Genomic DNA, 17,029 nt, shown 5'->3' with positions numbered 1-17,029 from the left:
TCCAACAGTAGGCGATGCCGCCGACGCGCTAGCCCAGCAGGGCCTCGACCCGTTCGCGCACCGAGGCCGCGATCTCGTCGACCGAGCCTGTCGCGTCGACGACGAGGAACCGCTCGGGCTCCGCCGCGGCGAGCTCGAGGAAGGCGTGGCGCACGCGGGCGTGGAACTCCCCGGCCTCGGCCTCCAGCCTGTCGAAGCGCTTCTGCGCCGCGTCGAGCCGACCGCGCGCAACGGTCTCGTCGAGGTCGAGCAGGATGGTGAGATCGGGAAGCAGTCCCTGCGCGGCCCACAGCGAGAGGTCGCGCACCTCTGTTCCTCCGAGCACCCGACCGGCGCCCTGGTAGGCGACGGACGAGTCGAGATAGCGATCCTGGATGACGACGTCGCCACGCTCGAGTGCGGGGCGCACCTTCGTCGCGATGTGGTGGGCGCGATCCGCGGCATAGAGCAGGGCCTCGGCCCGAGGCGCGATGTCTCCGCGGTGGTGCAGCACGATCTCGCGGATCTCGACGCCGACCTCGGTGCCGCCGGGCTCTCGCGTGCGCAGGACGGAGCGCCCGTGTTCGACGAGCCACTCCTCGAGCAGTCGCGCCTGTGTCGACTTGCCCGATCCGTCGCCGCCCTCGAGCGTGATGAAGAGGCCGCGCCCCGCACTCGGCGGGGCGACGGCGGCGCTGCCCGCGCTCACTTCTTCTTCGGCGCGGCCTTGCGCGCTGCGGGCTTCTTGGCGGTGGAGCGTGCAGTGGTGCGCGGCTTCGCCGGCCCCTTGGCACGCTTCTCGGCGAGCAGCTCGACGGCACGGGCGAACTCGATGTCGTCGACCGACTCGCTCTTGGGGATGGTCGCGTTCGTCTCGCCGTCGGTCACGTAGGGCCCGAACCGGCCGTCCTTCAGCTTGATCGGCTTGCCGCTGACGGGGTCGGCCTCGAACTCCTTGAGGGCGCTCGGCGCGCGACGGGCTCCGTACTTCGGCTGGGCGAACAGCTCCAGCGCCGCGGGAAGGTCGACCTCGAAGATCTGGTCCTCGCTCGTGAGCGAGCGGGAATCCGTCCCCTTCTTGAGGTAGGGGCCGAACTTGCCGTTCTGCGCGGTGATCTCGACGCCGGCCTCGGGGTCGAGCCCGACCACGCGCGGAAGCGAGAGCAGCTTGAGCGCGGTGTCGAGGTCGACGGTCGCGAGGTCCATCGTCTTGAAGATGGAAGCGGTGCGCGGCTTCTCGACCACGGGCTTCCTGGCTGCCCGCTTCTTCTTCGGCTCGACGACCTCGCCGGTCGCGGCGTCGACGATGGGCTCTGGCGCCGGAGCCTCGGGTGCCGGCGGGTCGAGCTCGGTCACGTAGGGGCCGAACCGGCCGTCCTTCGCGACGATCTGCTTGCCGTTGTCGGGGTTGATGCCGATGACGCGGTCGGTGACGATGGGCGCGTCGATGAGCTCGCGAGCCTTCTCGGGCGTCAACTCGTCGGGGGCCAGCTGCGGCGGGATGTTGATGCGTCGCGGGGTGGCGTCAGGACCGGCATCCGGATCGGGAACCTCGAGGTAGGGCCCGAACTTGCCGATCCGCAGCGTGATGCCGTCGGCGATGCGGATGGAGTTGATCTCCTTGGCATCGATGTCGCCGAGGTTGTCGATGACCTGGCGGAGCCCGCGCTGGCGCTCGTCGCCGAAGTAGAACTGGGTGAGCCAGCCCACGCGATCGGCGTCGCCGTTGGCGATCTCGTCGAGGTCGTTCTCCATCTCCGCCGTGAAGTCGTACTCCACGAGTTCGGCGAAGTGCTCCTCGAGCAGGCGCACCACCGAGAAGGCGATCCAGCTGGGCACCAGGGACTGCCCGCGGTGCTCGACGTAGCCGCGGTTGGAGATGGTGTCGATGATCGACGCGAAGGTCGACGGACGCCCGATCCCCTTGGCCTCGAGCTCCTTCACGAGGCTCGCCTCGGTGTAGCGCGGAGGCGGCGTGGTCTCGTGGCCGCTGGCCTCGATCTCGACGAAGGCGAGCTTCTGCCCCTCGGTCAGCGGGGGGAGCTTCGACTCGGCAGGCTCGGCCGAGGCGTTGCGCTCCTCGTCACGACTCTCCTCGTAGGCGTTCAGGAAGCCGCGGAAGGTGATCACGGTGCCACTGGCCGAGAACTCGGCGATGGTCTTCGTGGCCTGCGGGTGAGCTGCCTCGCCCGTGGGTCCGGCTGCGATGGTGACGGATGCCGTGACACCCTTCGCATCCGCCATCTGCGAGGCGACGGTGCGCTTCCAGATGAGGTCGTAGAGCTTGAAGTCGTTGCCGTGCAGGCTCGAGGCCAGCGACGACGGAGTGCGGAAGTTCTCGCCGGACGGGCGGATGGCCTCGTGGGCCTCCTGCGCGTTCTTGGACTTGCCGGTGTAGACGCGCGGCTTCTCGGGGATGCTGTCTGCGCCGTAGAGGTCGGTGGCCTGACGACGGGCCGCCGTGATCGCCTGCTGCGAGAGCGACACGGAGTCGGTTCGCATATAGGTGATGTAGCCGTTCTCGTAGAGCGACTGGGCGACGCTCATGGTCTGGCGGGCGGAGAAGCGGAGCTTCCGCGCGGCCTCCTGCTGCAGGGTCGACGTCGTGAACGGCGCCGCCGGCTTGCGGGAGTACGGGCGGGACTCCACCTTGGTGACGGTGACGTCGACGCCGGCCTCGAGGGCGGCGGCCAGGGCACGAGCCGAATCCTCGGACAGCACTGTCGCCTTGGAGGTCAGCGAGCCCGTGTCGTCGAAGTCGCGGCCCGAGGCGATGCGCTCACCGCCGACTCGCACGAGGCGGGCACTGAACGCGTCGGCGGCTGCGGCATCCGTTCCCAGAGTCGGGCTCAGACGAGCGGCGAGGTCCCAGTAGGACGCCGCCGTGAAGGCGAGGCGCTCGCGCTCGCGGTCGACCACGAGCCTGGTCGCCGCGGACTGCACACGTCCTGCCGAGAGACCGGGGCCGACCTTGCGCCACAGCACCGGCGACACCTCGTAGCCGTAGAGGCGGTCGAGGATGCGGCGGGTCTCCTGGGCGTCGACGAGAGCGGTGTCGAGATCGCGGGTCTTCTTGGTGGCCTCGAGGATGGCGTCTTTGGTGATCTCGTGGAAGACCATGCGCTTGACGGGGACCTTGGGCTTGAGTTCCTGCAGGAGGTGCCACGCGATGGCCTCACCCTCGCGGTCCTCATCAGTGGCGAGCAGGAGTTCGTCGGCGTCTTTGAGAGCACGCTTGAGCTCGGCGACGGTCTTCTTCTTCGCGGTCGAGACGACGTAGTAGGGCTCGAATCCGTTGTCGACGTCGACGGAGAACTTGCCGAGAGAGCCCTTCTTCAGCTCGGCGGGAAGGTACTTGGGCTCGATGAGGTCACGGATGTGACCGACGCTCGAGAGGACTTCGTATCCATCGCCGAGATAGGCGGCGATCGACTTCATCTTCGTGGGCGACTCGACGATGACCAGCTTCTTGCCTGGCACCAGACTCCTTTATATAGAGGTGAATACGGCGCTGCTCGATCACTCGTGTGAGAGCGGCACCCTCAACGGCACACCATACACACTTCGAACGAGTGATCGCTCGACGCGCCCGAAACTGAGCATTCATCGACATCACCCCTTCGGGAGCTTGAAACTCGTCGGAGGCGGAGGAAAATGAGAGGCATGGATACAACGACGTACACCGCGAAACTCACCGACGGTCCTCTCGAGGGCCGCACGATCACGACCGAATTCCTCGAGGGCGGCGACCCACGTCCCCGGCTCGAGATCCCCGGTGCCGGCAAGCACTACCTGTACGTGCGCGGCAGCGGTCTGGAGTTCGACGGTGACGGGACGCAGCGCCCCACCGCCGTGGAGTACCGCTACCTCGAGGCCGTCTTCGCCTGAGCCCGCTGGGGCGCCGCGGCTCATCCCGGCGCCGGCCCCGCCCTCGAGCGAGCCCGCACGGGCATGCCCATCCACATCGATGACACCTCGACGGTGACGGTCTCGCCATCGACGGAGCAGCCGTTCATGGCAGCGGCGTTGGCCTCGGCCGCTCGCGCCGCGGCGTCGCAGACGACGCCGGCGACGGCGCCCATGGCCACGTCCGCCCCGGCGAGGGCGGCAGCATCCGCCGCCGCCGAGACCTGCTGGCGCACCACGAGGCCGCCGAGCACCGATGCCGCCACCAGGGCGAGCGCGACGACGGCGCCGATGAGCGCGATCGCCAGGACGGTGCCGGAGCCTCGGGCATCGCCGAGCGAGCGAGCCGCCGTACTCCCACTCGTCGTCACAGGCCACCGCCGAGAGCGCACGATCGAGCGGAGACCGTGAGGGCAGCCAGCACGGTGTGGGCGCCTGCCGGTGCGCTCGCGGTGACGCAGACCAGATCTCCTGCTCCGTCGACCGAGAGGCCCGCCCCGGGGACCGCGGCCGACAGTCGCGCCGACGCCAGATCGACCCCGTCGCCGCGGGCGAGCGTGCGCGCGGCGTCGGCTGCGGCATCCGTCAACCGGACCTGGACCGAGACGGCCTGCACCCCGCCGAGGCAGACGGCGAGCACGAGGGCGACCGCGGGAAGAGCGACGGCGAACTCGGCCGTCACGCTCCCCCGCTCGCCCCCGGTCGCCGCACGAGTGCCCCTGATCTGCGCTCGCTCAGAGCGTGAGCGCATCGCGGACGAGGTCGGTGAGGATCCCGCGCACCTCGTTGCCTCGCAGGATGACGACGAGGAGGCCCGCGAAGCCGACGGCGGCCATCGTGGCCACGGCGTATTCCGCGGTGGCCGAACCACGTTCGGCGCGGAGCCCGGCCGCGCGCGAGTGCAGGAATCGTCGAAGAGTGCTCATGGTGATCTCCTTCTGGCGTCGAGTGGACGCGATCGCGGCACGGGCAGGTCCAGCATGCGGCCCGGCATCGCGGAGCGACCGGTCGCGTGCGGGATCGGGTTCTCGTCACCCGAGCACGTCGAATGTGGAGGAGACCACCGAGAGGATCATCGGGGCCACGCCGAGCAGCATGAAGGCGGGAAGCACGCACAGCGCGAGCGGGATCATGAGGCTGACGCCCAGCCGCGCCGCGCGCTCCTGACCGTCGGTCTGGGCTGCGAGCCTGAGGTCGGAGGCTTCGGCTCGCAGGAGCTCCGCCGCCGGCACCCCCGCATCGCGGGCGAGGGCGATGACGGAGTCGGCACGACGTGCCTGCTCGGCCGCCGTGGCCGCATCCACGACCTCCAACCTCACCACGACGGCGGCAGCGGCGCCGCGAGCCTTGTCGAGCGAAGCTCCTCCGGCGAGGGCCAGGGCGATCAGGTCGATCACCAGTCCGGGGAAGGGATCGCCGACTCCGGCGCGACGCACGAGTCGGGCACTCCAGCGCGATCCGCCGAGCATCAGCAGGCTGCCGGCGGCCAGACAGACCCACCCCGGAACCGTCGTGAACAGAACACCGAGAGTGTCGAGGCCGAGGACGGCCCCGAAGGCCACGGCCACCGCAGGAAGCAGCGCCACGAGTCTCGACGTCGCGCGGGGTCCGGCGAGTGCGATGCGCGCCTCGCGCTGGAGCCTGCCTGTGGCGCGGAACGACTCCGCCATCTCGCGCAGTGCGCCCGCCAACGGGGAGCCGGTCTCGATCGCCAACGACCACACGGCGGCCAGGGCACGCCAGGCTCGTGCCGCCTCGGCGGAGGCTGCGGTTCCCCCGGCCTCGGCGACGGCGTGGGCGATGTCGGCACCGTCGTCGCCCGAGCGGGCGGCGGCGTCGACGACGCGGCCGGCGACCCCGGAGCGCCCCACGGAGGCCAGATAGCGCCAGGACGCGTTCGGCGGCACCCCGGCCGCGAGCAGCACGGCCAGCCGCTGGGCCGTGGTGGCCACAGCCTCGATCGCGGGTCGGGGCGCGCTCATCCGACCGCGGCTATCGTGAGACGGCCGTCGGCGGCGATGGCGAAGCGACCGAGCTGGGCCAGGCGGCGGACGCCATCGGAGCGCTCGAGATGCAGCACGAGGCCGATCGCGCTCACGGTCTGCCGGGCGACGGCGCGATCGTCCATGCCGGCGAGCGCTCCGAGAGCCTCGATGCGGGCGGGAACGTCGGCGAGCGAGTTGGCGTGCAGCGTGCCCGCCCCACCATCGTGGCCGGTGTTGAGAGCGGTCAGGAGCTCGCGGAGTTCGGCTCCGCGGCACTCGCCGAGGATCAACCTGTCCGGCCGCATCCGCAGGGCTTCGCGGACGAGCGAGTCGAGGCCGACGTGACCGGCACCCTCGACGTTGGCCTGGCGTGCCTCGAGACCGACGACGTGCTGATGCCGCACCCGCAGTTCGGCCACGTCCTCGACGACCACGATGCGCTCGTGGGGCGGTGCCGACGACAGCAGCGCCGCCAGCAGCGTGGTCTTTCCGACTCCGGCAGCACCCGTGATGAGCACGTTCTCGCGCCGCCGCACCACGGCCACCAACTCGCGTTCCTGGACGGCGTCGATCATGCCCGTGCGGCGGAGGGAGGCGAGATCGACGTGGTCGCCGCGCGGGATGCGCACCGAGATCAGGGTGCCCGTCGTCGAGATGGGTGGGAGCGCCACGTGCACCCTGATGCCGCCTCCGAGCCTCACATCGACGCACGGATGCGCCTCGTCGACGTGCCGTCCGCCGCTCGCGACGAGACGAACGGCGAGATCACGCACCTCGCGTTCACCCAGTTCCCACTCATCGTCGCGTCGCAGGCCCCGGCCTGCGTCGATCCAGAGACCCGCCGCTCCGTTCACGAGGAGGTCGCTCACCTCGTCGGTCGCGAACGGTGCAAGCGGCCCGAGGGCCCCTCGGTCGACGGGCACGAGTGGGGGACCATGCTCTCCCTCGACGAATCGGTGGCGTCCGTGCCCGGGCTCGCCGTCGTCGACGACATCGCCCCCAGCTTCCGCGTCTGTGCGCGCCGCCTGCAGCACCGGCACTGCGACGAACGGCTCATCCATCCGAGCGAATCTAGGCGACTCATCGCCGCGAATCGGGGTACAGATCGCGACGGAGGAATGATCGGGGTACACGTGTGGTCGGGGAGGAGACCGGACACGTCCGCGACTTAAAAAGAAGGGGCGGCACCTATTGGGGGGAACAGGTGCCGCCTCAGTGATCCGGGGATTGGGGGGAATCACTCCGAACCACGAACCCGAAAAAGCTTTCAGGCGCATGGAAAGTGTACGGCACAGAATCCATTGCGCAAAGCCTGCGTGTCCTCATTTCTGTGGACATGGTGGAAAACTCTCATCCGGAGCTCATCCCATGCTCATCCGAGCAGCCTCTTGCGGCGCCGCCCAACCGTTCGACGCGCGCGCGGCTGGGCATCCGTCGAACGCGGTATCGTTGCGAATCCGCAGCCGGTGCAGCACCGGCGGGTTCCCCCAGGCCACTCGCAAAGGAGCGACAGAGAAGTAATGAACGCGCAGATCGATCACAACCTCGAAGAGATCCGCCGGTTCCGCCCGAGCCCCGAGTTCGCAGCTCAGTCCGTGGCACGGCAGAGCCTCTACACGGATGCCGCCGAGGATCGACTCGGATTCTGGGCCGACCGCGCCCGCGAGCTGCACTGGCACAAGCCGTTCACCAAGACGCTGGACTGGACCAACCCGCCGTTCGCGACCTGGTTCGAGGACGGCGAACTCAACGTCGCCTACAACTGCCTGGATCGTCACGTGCTGGCCGGCCACGGCGATCGCATCGCCATCCACTGGGAGGGCGAGCCCGGCGACTCCCGCGACATCAGCTATGCGGAGCTCACCGCCGAGGTGAAGCGGGCGGCGAACCTGCTCACGAGCCTCGGCATCGAGGCCGGCGACCGTGTCGCCATCTACCTGCCGATGATCCCCGAGGCCGTCGTCGCCATGCTCGCGATCGCGCGCATCGGCGCCGTGCACTCCGTCGTCTTCGGCGGGTTCAGCCCCGACAGCCTGCACTCGCGCATCCTCGATGCCGAGGCGAAGCTCGTCATCACCGCGGACGGCGGCTACCGCAAGGGCCGCGTGTTCGGCTTGAAGGACACCGTCGACGCCGCTCTGGGCAAGGGCGCGCCAAGCGTCGCTCACGTGCTCGTCGTCAAGCGCACGGGCAACGACGTCGCCTGGGAGGACGGCCGCGACCTGTGGTGGGGCGATGAGATCGCGCAGGTCGACGCCGACCACGAGGCGAAGGCCTTCCCGGCCGAGCAGCCGCTGTTCATCCTCTACACCTCGGGCACGACGGGCAAGCCCAAGGGCATCCTGCACACCTCGGGCGGCTACCTGACCCAGGCCGCCTTCACCCACCGCAACGTCTTCGACCTGCATCCGGAGTCCGATGTCTACTGGTGCACGGCCGATGTCGGCTGGATCACCGGGCACTCCTACGTCGTCTACGGCCCACTCGCCAACGGCGCGACCCAGGTGCTCTACGAGGGAACTCCCGACACCCCTCACCCCGGGCGCTGGTGGGAGATCATCGAGAAGTACAAGGTGTCGATCCTCTACACGGCGCCGACGGCGATCCGGTCGTTCATGAAGGTGGGACGCCAGATCCCGCAGAAGTACAACCTGCGTTCCCTGCGGGTGCTCGGTTCGGTGGGCGAGCCCATCAACCCCGAGGCCTGGATCTGGTACCGGCACGTGATCGGCGGCGGCTCCATCCCCGTGGTCGACACGTGGTGGCAGACCGAGACCGGCGGCATCATGATCTCGGCGCTCCCCGGCATCACGGACCTCAAGCCCGGATCGGCGCAGATCCCGATTCCCGGCATCTCGCTCGACATCGTGACGGATGAGGGCGAGCCGGTCTCGGGAACGGATGGCGGCCTGCTCGTGATCACCGAGCCGTGGCCCGCGATGCTGCGCGGCATCTGGGGCGACCCCGAACGTTTCAAGGAGACGTACTGGGACAAGTTCGGCGACAAGTACTTCGCCGGCGACGGCGCCCGCCGCGACGAGGACGGCGACATCTGGCTGCTCGGCCGTGTCGACGACGTGATGAACGTCTCCGGCCACCGCCTATCGACGGCCGAGATCGAATCGTCGCTGGTCGCCCACGACATGACGGCCGAGGCCGCCGTGGTGGGAGCCGCCGACGAGACCACGGGGCAGGCCGTCGTCGCGTTCGTGATCCTCAAGGAGCGCCAGACCGTCACGTTGACGAACGAGGAGGCGAGCGAGCAGTTGCGCGCCCACGTCGCCCGGCAGATCGGCGCGATCGCGCGCCCCCGCCAGGTGTTCATCGTCAACGAGCTGCCGAAGACCCGCTCGGGCAAGATCATGCGGCGCCTGCTGCGCGACCTCGCCGAGGGACGCGAGATCGGCGACACGACGACACTGGCGGACACCGCCGTGATGCAGTCGATCACCGACCAGGTGCGCTGACCTCACGCACGACGCAGTTCGGCCCACCCCCTCCAGACGGAGAGGGTGGGCCGAATCGCGTGGTGGCTGCTACGCGAAGGAGAGGACGAGCTCCACCTCGACGGGGGCATCGAGCGGGAGCACGGCGACGCCGACGGCCGACCGCGCGTGCTTCCCGGCGTCGCCGAAGATCTCGCCGAGCAGCTCCGATGCCCCATTGATGACTCCGGGCTGACCGGTGAACGAGGGGTCGGAGGCGACGAAGCCCGTGACCTTCACGACCTGGGTGACGCGGTCGAGGGAGCCGATGACGGACTCGGCGGCCGCGAGAGCGTTCAGGATGCAGGTGGCTGCGTAGGCCTTCGCATCCGTCGCCGACACCAGGCCCTCTCCCTCGCCCACCTTGCCGGTGGCCGGGAGGACGCCGTCGGTGAAGGGCAGCTGGCCCGACGTGAAGACCAGGTTGCCGCTGATCATCGCGGGGACGTAGGCGGCGACGGGCGCCGCGACGGCCGGCAGGGTGATTCCGAGCTCGGTCAGGCGGTCGGCGACCTGCGACATCAGTTGCCGCCCTCGAACGCCGAGGCGGCGGACGCCGATGCCGAGGCGCCGGCAGCGGCAGCACTGGAGGCCTCCCCGCCGACGGGACGCTTGAGGTAGGCGACGAGGCCGCCCTCGGGTCCGGTGACGACCTGCACGAGTTCCCAGCCCTCCGAGCCCCAGTTGTTGAGGATCGCAGCGGTGCTGTGGATCATGAGCGGAGTGGTGATGTATTCCCAGGTGGGCATGGTGCTCCTTCGTCGACGCGGGAGAATGGGGGTGGAGACCAGCCGCTGGAGCCGCGTGGTCTCGGGGGCGGCGCTCAGCGCCGGCTGAGCACTTTGTCAGCTTGCTCCCTTAAGCTCAACTATATGTCTGCCCAAAAACGAACGACCAGCGGCGTGCTCGGAGGCTTTCTGGCCTTCGTCGGCATGAGCGTCGCGGCCGGCGTCCTCGTGACAGCCGCAGTGACCCCCGCCATCGCCGTGAGCGGTATGGCCGCCACCAGCGGTATCAACATGTTCGAGAACCTGCCGAGCTACCTCGAGATCGACGAGCTCGCCCAGAAGACGAACGTGTACGCCACGAACAGCGACGGCACCCCCAAGCTTCTGGCCTCGTTCTTCGACCAGGACCGGGAAGAGGTCACCTGGGAGAACATCTCGCAGTTCGCGAAGGATGCCGCCGTCGCCGGTGAGGACCCCCGGTTCTACGAGCACGGCGGGATCGACGTGCAGGGCACGGCCCGCGCGATGCTGACCACCTACGTGCTCAAGGGCAACACCCAGGGTGGATCGAGCATCACCCAGCAGTACGTGAAGAACGTTCTGGTGCAGAAGGCCGAGCTCGAGGCGAAGACCGAGGAGGAGAAGGAGGCCGCCTATGCCGAGGCGACCGATCCCACTCCCGACCGCAAGCTCAAGGAGATGCGGCTCGCGATCGGCCTGGAGAAGAAGTACTCGAAGGACGACATCCTCAAGGGCTACCTCAACATCGCCGGTTACGGCGGTCGGGTCTACGGCATCCAGACGGCTGCGCAGTACTACTTCGGCGGCGTGAGCGCGAAGGACCTGAAGCTCGAGCAGGCGGCAGCGCTGCTGGCCATCGTGAACAACCCCGAGAAGTTCCGCCTCGACCGGCCCGACAGCGAGACCAACGGAGCCAACACCGAGGTCGACGGCAAGGTCGTCCCGTACGCCGCGACCAAGGAGCGTCGCGACTACATCCTCGACAGCATGCTGAAGTACAAGAAGATCACCCAGGAGCAGCACGACGCGGCCATCAAGGCGCCGATCGCTCCGGTGATCACTGAGCCGAGCACCGGGTGCTCCACCGCCAAGGATGCCGCCTTCTTCTGCGACTACGTCTACTGGACGATCCTCAACAACGAGGCCTTCGGCAAGACCCAGGACGAGCGCAAGAAGCTGCTCAGCCAGGGCGGCCTCGACGTCTACACGACCCTCGACGTCGACCTGCAGTACGCGGCAGCGGATGCGATGTTCCGGTTCGTCCCTCAGTCCGACCCGAACATCGATGTCGGCGCCACCGCCGTGTCGGTTCAGCCGGGCACCGGCCGTGTTCTCGCGATGTCCCAGAACAAGTCGTTCTCCAACGACGCCGACGAACTGGCCAAGGGCAACAACTACACCGCGGTGAACTACAACACCGACCTCGACTACGGCGGATCCAGCGGCTTCCAGCCCGGCTCCACGTACAAGATCTTCACTCTGGCCGAGTGGATCAAGGAGGGGCACTCCCTCAACGAGTACGTGAACGCCTACAAGCGCTCCGACTGGGGAACCTTCAACGACAGCTGCGACGGACCGCAGTCCTACGGTGGCGGGTTCGCACCCAACAACGACGAGGGCGGCAACGGCGGCTCGTGGTCGGCCCTGTTCAACACGGTCAACTCGGAGAACACGGGCTTCGTGGCCATGGCCAAGCAGCTCGACCTGTGCGGGATCCGGAAGACCGCCGAGTCCTTCGGGGTGCACCGCGCGAACAACGACCCTCTGCAGCAGGGAGCCAGCTCGATCCTCGGCACCAACGAGATCGCACCGGTCACCATGGCCGAGGCCTTCGCCGGAGTCGCCGCCAACGGCGTCGTCTGCAAGCCGATCGTGATCGACAAGATCGTGAAGCAGGACGGCACCGAACTGACGCCGCCCTCGGCCGAGTGCGCGCAGAGCGTCGACCCCAAGGTCACCGCCGCCATGGCCTACGCCATGCAGCGCGTGATGAGCCAGGGCACCGGTTCGACCTCCAACGGTCGCACCGACCCGCAGGTTCCCATGATCGGCAAGACCGGAACCACCGACAACAACGAGGCCACCTGGATGAGCGGCGCCAGCACGAAGGTCGCCACGACCGTCGGCGTCTTCAACGTCACCGGCCACGTGAACCTGCGCGACACCTACTTCAACGGCACGCAGGCCGCGGTCATCCGTCACCAGATCTGGCCGGCGATCATGTCCGCCGCCAACGCGAAGTACGGCGGAGACGGATTCCCGGATGCCGACCCGTCGTCGCTGAAGACCGTCTACGCCACGGTTCCCGACGTGCGCGGCAAGTCGATCCAGGAGGCCCAGCAGCTCATCGAGGCTGCCGGATTCGGGTTCGCCGACGGCGGCGCCCAGGACTCCGAGCTGCCCGCAGGCCAGGTCAGCGGCACGGACCCCTCGGGCGATGCCCCGCGTGGGTCGCTGGTGACCGCCTACACCTCGAACGGTGCGATGGTGCTGATGCCCAACGTCGTCGGGCTCTCCGAGGGCGACGCCAAGAACCAGCTCAAGGGCCAGTTCTCGGTGAAGACCACCGAAGTCGAGGTGACGGACCCGGGCAAGGTCGGGATCGTGCAGTCCAGCGATCCCGGTGCCGGAGCCGGAGTCAAGCCCGGATCGCAGGTCACCATCAGCATCGGCAAGCTCAAGGCCGACAAGCCTGACAAGCCCGGTAAGGGTTAGCGGTGGCATCGTCCTCCGCTCGCTCGGGAGCCGCCGCAGCCGTCACTCTGACGGCAGCGGCGGCTCTTGCCGCACTGGCATGGGGCACGCTCATCGAGCGCACCATGTGGACCCTGCGCGAGGTGCGCGTTCCGGTGCTCCCCGTCGGGTCAGCACCGATCCGCGTGCTGCACCTCTCCGATCTCCACATGGCACCGTGGCAGCGTGACAAGCAGGAGTGGGTGCGATCGCTCGCCGACCTGCAGCCCGACCTGATCGTCGACACCGGCGACAACCTCGGGCATCGCGACGGCATCGACGGGATCCGGCACGCCTTCGAACGGTTCGCCGGCATCCCCGGCGTCTTCGTCAACGGCTCGAACGACTACTACGGGCCCGTCGTCAAGAACCCGCTGCGCTACTTTGCCGGCCCGTCGAAGCACACCGGCCGTGCCGAGAAGCTCGACACGGCGGCCCTGCTCGAGTTCTTCGACAGCCTGGGCTGGGTCGATCTCAACAACGCTGCGGGGTCGGCCGACATCGCCGGCACCCATTTCGAGTTCTTCGGGGTCGACGACCCGCACAAGAAGCTCGACCGGCCGGAGCTCATCGCCCGCGCCATCGACGAACTGCGCGCCGACGACCCCCTCGGCGACGAGACCTGGCCCGACCGCGGCGATGCCCCGGCCAGCCGGGCGACGGTCTCGGTCGGCGTCACGCACGCGCCGTACCAGCGGGTGCTCAACTCCTTCGTGAACCACGGGGCCCAGCTCATCCTGGCCGGGCACACCCACGGCGGCCAGGTCTGCGTGCCCGGATTCGGCGCACTGGTGACCAACTGCGACGTCCCGCGCAAGCAGGTCAAGGGGCTGAGCCTCTGGTGGCACGGCATGCGCAACGCCTACCTCAACGTCTCGGCCGGCCTCGGCACCTCCATCTACGCCCCCGTGCGTTTCGCCTGCCCGCCCGAGGCGACCCTGCTGACGCTGGTGCCTGAGAACGAGCGCTGAGTCGCAGCCCGGCGGCATCCGCTGGTCAACCCGAAGCTTTTTATCGGCTATTCTTAGTGAGGCCTTCGGGCCATCGGGGTGTGGCGCAGCTTGGTAGCGCGCCTCGTTCGGGACGAGGAGGTCGTGGGTTCGAATCCCGCCACCCCGACAGATGAGCCCCCTTCCACTGGAAGGGGGCTTTGCTGTGTCCGGAGTCGTTCGCGGATGCCGCTCAGTGCACGCGCGGTGCAGGACTGCGCCCGGCGCCGACGAGGGTCGAGCCGTCGGGTTCCACCACGATGCGGCGGTCTCGATCGGCGCGCCGGATCACTGCGCCGAGGAGCAAGGCCACGGCCGACGCCACGAGCGTCCACACGACGATGATCCCCACCACGATTGTTGCCGACATCTCGACTCCTCCTCGAGTCGTATCCCTCGAGCACTCCCCCGGTCTCGCCGGGACATCCGCTACGATACGGCGCTGCTCTGAGCAGACACTGTACACGGGATACCCCTCATTCGGGGGACAGACTCGGATGCGATGTGCAGCCGGCTGTCAGAGTCAGTACGCCCCGTCGCTCCCGAGAACGGCCCGCGCGGTCTTCCAGAGGATGAGCAGGTCGCCCGTGAGGTTCCAGTTCTCGACGTAGTACAGGTCGAGCCGCACGGTCTCGTCCCAGTTGAGGTTCGAGCGGCCACTGACCTGCCACAGTCCGGTGATGCCCGGCTTCACGAGGAAGCGACGGTGCACGTGCTGCGCGTACTGCTCGACCTCACGCTCGAGCGGCGGCCTCGGCCCGACGATCGACATCGTGCCGCGGAACACGTTGAACAGCTGGGGAAGCTCGTCGAGGCTGAAGCGCCGCAGGAATCCGCCGATCGGCGTGACGCGCGGGTCGTTCTTCATCTTGAACATGACCGAGTTGCCCTCGCTCCGTGCCACGTTCTCGAGTTCGGCGAGGCGCTCCTCCGCGTCCATGTACATCGATCGGAACTTGAGCATGTCGAATCTCTCGCCCCGCAGCCCGATGCGCTCCTGCCGGAAGATCACCGAGCCGGGGGTGCTGAGGCGCACGGCGACGGTCACGGCGAGGAGGAAGGGCGCCAGCAGCACGATGAGCGCGCCTGACGCCAGGATGTCGAAGAGGCGCTTGATGTACAGCTTGCCGCCGTAGTACCGCGGGGTCTCCACGTGGATCAGCGGAAGGCCGGCGACCGGCCGCGTGTGCAGGCGCGGGCCGCCGATGTCGGTCAGGCTCGGTGCGACGACGAGGTGCTGGCGCCCCGGCTCGAGCTGCCAGCTGAGCTCCCGCACCAGGGACGGCGACATCTCGTTCGCGCTGGTGATGACGACGGTGTCGGCCTCGACGGCGTCGAGGGACTCGAGCAGGTTGGAGAGCGATCCGGACACGGGGATCTCGGTGCCCTCGATCACACCGGCCACGGCGCCGCTCGGAGTGCAGGCGCCGACGACCTTGAGGCCGGACTCCGGAGCTCGTGCCAAGTCACGTGCCATGGCGGTGACGGATGCCTCCGACCCGACGAGCAGCACGCGGTGCGACATCCGCCCCTCGCGCCGGCGAGCGGCCAACCAGTTCCGCCACAGGTAGCGCTCCAGGATGATGCCCGGCAGCCCGAGGAGGAAGGCGAACGCGAAGTAGCGCTGCAGCCCGTCGATGTCGAGGAAGTAGGCGGCCATGCCACCGGCACCGAAGACGATCAGCGTCGAATTGATGACCCGGCGGTACTCGATGGAACCGGCACCGATGTGCCGGGTCGACCGGGAGCCCGCCGCTGTCAGGGCGAACATCCAGACCAGCACGACGACCACCGAGACCAGTGTCGGCGCTGTCAGCGTCATCATCTCGCCGATGCCGGCGACCTTCGCCGGCAGTCCGCCGACGTACTGCGCCACGGCGACGCAGAGTGCGATGACGACGAGGTCCGAGAAGAAGAGAAGCTGACCGTATTTCTGATTCCAGTCGGTCTGCTTCATCACCCTCGAGCTCGTCGCCATGGTGTTTTCAATGGCTTGAGTCAAAAGTCCGTCCCCGTCGAGTTGGTTACACCTAAGCATCGAGCCGCCACGACGTGCCATCTACGGGGGTCAGATTTAACACACCCGACATATCCTCGACACCGCTGAGTCCACAGAGCGCTATGGAATGGAAATCACGACGCGAGGGTGCGAACCACCGGTCCCCGACGAGAGCACACTCTCGACGGGTCCGACCAGACAAGGACAGTGAGCCCCGATGACAGAAGCGTCGATCAGCCGTACCGGCAGAGCGTCGCGCCGTGCCGGCCGCGGTCTGGCCCTCGTCGTCTGCGCCGTCCTCACGCTCCCGCTGGTCTCCTGCGCGAGCGAGCCGTCAGCCGCAGACCCCGAGCCCACCACCTCGGCCGTCGAGGTCACGCCCGGCCTGGTGTACTCCTCTCCGGAGGGCGGCGACCTCAAGCTCGATGCCTGCATCCCGACGGATGCCGCGGAGCCCACCGCCGCCGTCGTCCTGCTGCACGGAGGCGGCTTCACCGAGGGCGACCGCACCGGCGGGGGCATGCGGGCGGTGTGCGAGCTGTTCGCGGCCCACGGCTTCGCGGGCTTCTCGATCGACTACAGGCTCGCTCCCGAATTCGTCTATCCGAGCCAGGTCGACGACGTCGAAGCGGCGATCACCTGGATCCGCGAGCCCGAGCAGGTCGAGCGCTTCGGCATCGACCCCGCCCGGGTCGGTCTGTTCGGCAGTTCGGCCGGCGCCATCCTCACGCAGAGCGTCGCCACCCGAGGCACGGGCTCGCTGCAGGAGGGCGGACGTGTCGCGGCCGCCGTCTCCCTGTCGGGCGTCTCGCTGATGACCGAGGAGGCCCTCACCCTCGGCACCCCGTCCGACGAGGCCGCGGCGATGATCCTCAACTACCTGGGCTGCCCGACGGTGGTGGCCGCCGACTGCCCGCAGGCGGCCGAGGCATCGGCCCAGCTCTCCGTCGACTCCTCCGATCCCCCGATGATCCTGGTGAACGGTTCGGACGAGCTCGTCCCCGTCGAGCAGGCCGAGTCGATGGCGGCAGCGCTCCAGGCTGCGAACGTCCCGGTGCAGCTGAGCGTGCAGGACGGCTCGAAGCACGGCATCCAGCTGCTCGGCCCCCGCGTCCGTGCCCGCGTGCTCGAGTTCTTCACCGAGCGGCTCTCATGACCCTCACCCCATCCGTGGGCTCACGCCCGATCGACCGTCAACCCCGGA

At 68.5% G+C, this 17,029-nt stretch carries 16 protein-coding genes and 1 tRNA gene; 6 read left to right on the top strand and 11 right to left on the bottom strand.

What is annotated here, in order from left to right:
* Positions 1 to 28: 28 nt before the first annotated feature.
* Positions 29 to 688, bottom strand: coding sequence for a dTMP kinase (gene tmk, locus E4M00_RS13145; protein ID WP_135120948.1), 660 nt, complete (start codon positions 686 to 688; stop codon positions 29 to 31).
* A complete protein-coding gene (topA, locus tag E4M00_RS13140; RefSeq protein ID WP_420813448.1) occupies positions 685 to 3,459 on the bottom strand; it encodes a type I DNA topoisomerase in 2,775 nt (924 codons plus the stop codon). Before topA ends, tmk begins: the two co-directional genes overlap by 4 nt.
* Positions 3,460 to 3,642: 183 nt before the next feature.
* Between topA and E4M00_RS13135 the strand changes: the two genes are divergently transcribed.
* Positions 3,643 to 3,867, top strand: coding sequence for a hypothetical protein (locus E4M00_RS13135; protein ID WP_055825273.1), 225 nt, complete (start codon positions 3,643 to 3,645; stop codon positions 3,865 to 3,867).
* Positions 3,868 to 3,887: 20 nt separating this feature from the next.
* Here the strand turns inward: E4M00_RS13135 and E4M00_RS13130 are convergent, their stop codons facing one another.
* The 5 genes from E4M00_RS13130 to E4M00_RS13110 all read right to left on the bottom strand — a co-directional run bounded on the left by E4M00_RS13130 (position 3,888) and on the right by E4M00_RS13110 (position 6,931).
* Positions 3,888 to 4,256, bottom strand: a complete 369-nt coding sequence (locus E4M00_RS13130; protein ID WP_167756894.1) for an Rv3654c family TadE-like protein — start codon at positions 4,254 to 4,256, stop codon at positions 3,888 to 3,890.
* Complete coding sequence (locus tag E4M00_RS13125; protein ID WP_240037104.1) at positions 4,253 to 4,567, bottom strand: TadE family type IV pilus minor pilin; 315 nt, start codon at positions 4,565 to 4,567, stop codon at positions 4,253 to 4,255. Before E4M00_RS13125 ends, E4M00_RS13130 begins: the two co-directional genes overlap by 4 nt.
* A gap of 52 nt (positions 4,568 to 4,619) precedes the next feature.
* Complete coding sequence (locus E4M00_RS13120; protein ID WP_135120944.1) at positions 4,620 to 4,811, bottom strand: DUF4244 domain-containing protein; 192 nt, start codon at positions 4,809 to 4,811, stop codon at positions 4,620 to 4,622.
* A 105-nt stretch (positions 4,812 to 4,916) separates the two neighbouring features.
* Positions 4,917 to 5,867, bottom strand: coding sequence for a type II secretion system F family protein (locus E4M00_RS13115; protein WP_135120943.1), 951 nt, complete (start codon positions 5,865 to 5,867; stop codon positions 4,917 to 4,919).
* Entirely contained in the window at positions 5,864 to 6,931 is a 1,068-nt protein-coding gene (locus tag E4M00_RS13110) for a TadA family conjugal transfer-associated ATPase (protein WP_135120942.1), read from the bottom strand. Before E4M00_RS13110 ends, E4M00_RS13115 begins: the two co-directional genes overlap by 4 nt.
* A gap of 459 nt (positions 6,932 to 7,390) precedes the next feature.
* Between E4M00_RS13110 and acs the strand changes: the two genes are divergently transcribed.
* On the top strand, positions 7,391 to 9,337 hold the full coding sequence (gene acs, locus E4M00_RS13105; protein ID WP_135120941.1) for an acetate--CoA ligase: 1,947 nt from the start codon (positions 7,391 to 7,393) through the stop codon (positions 9,335 to 9,337).
* 69 nt (positions 9,338 to 9,406) lie between these two features.
* On the opposite strand, the gene E4M00_RS13100 is transcribed toward acs, so the two are convergent.
* Together E4M00_RS13100 and sp36 are read right to left on the bottom strand one after the other, a co-directional pair.
* A complete protein-coding gene (locus tag E4M00_RS13100; RefSeq protein WP_135120940.1) occupies positions 9,407 to 9,877 on the bottom strand; it encodes a RidA family protein in 471 nt (156 codons plus the stop codon).
* Positions 9,877 to 10,104 (bottom strand): Sp36 family protein, encoded by a 228-nt coding sequence (gene sp36, locus E4M00_RS13095; protein WP_135120939.1) that lies wholly within the window; start codon positions 10,102 to 10,104, stop codon positions 9,877 to 9,879. The genes E4M00_RS13100 and sp36 overlap by 1 nt, the downstream gene beginning before the upstream one ends.
* Positions 10,105 to 10,227: 123 nt before the next feature.
* On the opposite strand from sp36, the gene E4M00_RS13090 reads away from it, so the two are divergent.
* The 3 genes from E4M00_RS13090 (at position 10,228) to E4M00_RS13080 (ending at position 13,956) form a co-directional block, all read left to right on the top strand.
* Positions 10,228 to 12,819, top strand: coding sequence for a transglycosylase domain-containing protein (locus tag E4M00_RS13090; RefSeq protein ID WP_240037102.1), 2,592 nt, complete (start codon positions 10,228 to 10,230; stop codon positions 12,817 to 12,819).
* Positions 12,820 to 12,821: 2 nt separating this feature from the next.
* Entirely contained in the window at positions 12,822 to 13,808 is a 987-nt protein-coding gene (locus E4M00_RS13085; protein WP_240037100.1) for a metallophosphoesterase, read from the top strand.
* Between the two features lie 74 nt (positions 13,809 to 13,882).
* Positions 13,883 to 13,956: transfer RNA gene (locus E4M00_RS13080), tRNA-Pro, on the top strand.
* A 63-nt stretch (positions 13,957 to 14,019) separates the two neighbouring features.
* Here the strand turns inward: E4M00_RS13080 and E4M00_RS17875 are convergent.
* Together E4M00_RS17875 and E4M00_RS13075 are read right to left on the bottom strand one after the other, a co-directional pair.
* A complete protein-coding gene (locus E4M00_RS17875) occupies positions 14,020 to 14,196 on the bottom strand; it encodes a hypothetical protein (RefSeq protein ID WP_167756893.1) in 177 nt (58 codons plus the stop codon).
* Positions 14,197 to 14,349: 153 nt separating this feature from the next.
* On the bottom strand, positions 14,350 to 15,783 hold the full coding sequence (locus E4M00_RS13075; protein ID WP_240037097.1) for a sugar transferase: 1,434 nt from the start codon (positions 15,781 to 15,783) through the stop codon (positions 14,350 to 14,352).
* Positions 15,784 to 16,042: 259 nt separating this feature from the next.
* Here E4M00_RS13075 and E4M00_RS13070 point away from each other — a divergent pair, with 259 nt between their 5' ends.
* The gene (locus E4M00_RS13070) at positions 16,043 to 16,981 is read left to right on the top strand and encodes an alpha/beta hydrolase (protein ID WP_135120937.1); all 939 of its coding nucleotides are present in this window, start codon (positions 16,043 to 16,045) and stop codon (positions 16,979 to 16,981) included.
* The last annotated feature ends 48 nt before the right edge of the window (positions 16,982 to 17,029 follow it).

Origin of the sequence: Orlajensenia leifsoniae (assembly GCF_004570845.1) — a bacterium.
Classification (GTDB): Bacteria; Actinomycetota; Actinomycetes; order Actinomycetales; family Microbacteriaceae; genus Orlajensenia; species Orlajensenia leifsoniae.
This window is presented reverse-complemented; position numbering and strand designations above follow the sequence as displayed.

Coding starts and splice junctions, on each gene's coding strand:
- E4M00_RS13135 (WP_055825273.1), top strand. CDS start 3,643: ATGGATACAACGACGTACACCGCGAAACTCACCGACGGTCCTCTCGAG.
- E4M00_RS13120 (WP_135120944.1), bottom strand. CDS start 4,811: ATGAGCACTCTTCGACGATTCCTGCACTCGCGCGCGGCCGGGCTCCGC.
- E4M00_RS13115 (WP_135120943.1), bottom strand. CDS start 5,867: ATGAGCGCGCCCCGACCCGCGATCGAGGCTGTGGCCACCACGGCCCAG.
- E4M00_RS13110 (WP_135120942.1), bottom strand. CDS start 6,931: ATGGATGAGCCGTTCGTCGCAGTGCCGGTGCTGCAGGCGGCGCGCACA.
- acs (WP_135120941.1), top strand. CDS start 7,391: ATGAACGCGCAGATCGATCACAACCTCGAAGAGATCCGCCGGTTCCGC.
- E4M00_RS13100 (WP_135120940.1), bottom strand. CDS start 9,877: ATGTCGCAGGTCGCCGACCGCCTGACCGAGCTCGGAATCACCCTGCCG.
- sp36 (WP_135120939.1), bottom strand. CDS start 10,104: ATGCCCACCTGGGAATACATCACCACTCCGCTCATGATCCACAGCACC.
- E4M00_RS13090 (WP_240037102.1), top strand. CDS start 10,228: ATGTCTGCCCAAAAACGAACGACCAGCGGCGTGCTCGGAGGCTTTCTG.
- E4M00_RS17875 (WP_167756893.1), bottom strand. CDS start 14,196: ATGTCGGCAACAATCGTGGTGGGGATCATCGTCGTGTGGACGCTCGTG.
- E4M00_RS13075 (WP_240037097.1), bottom strand. CDS start 15,783: ATGAAGCAGACCGACTGGAATCAGAAATACGGTCAGCTTCTCTTCTTC.
- E4M00_RS13070 (WP_135120937.1), top strand. CDS start 16,043: ATGACAGAAGCGTCGATCAGCCGTACCGGCAGAGCGTCGCGCCGTGCC.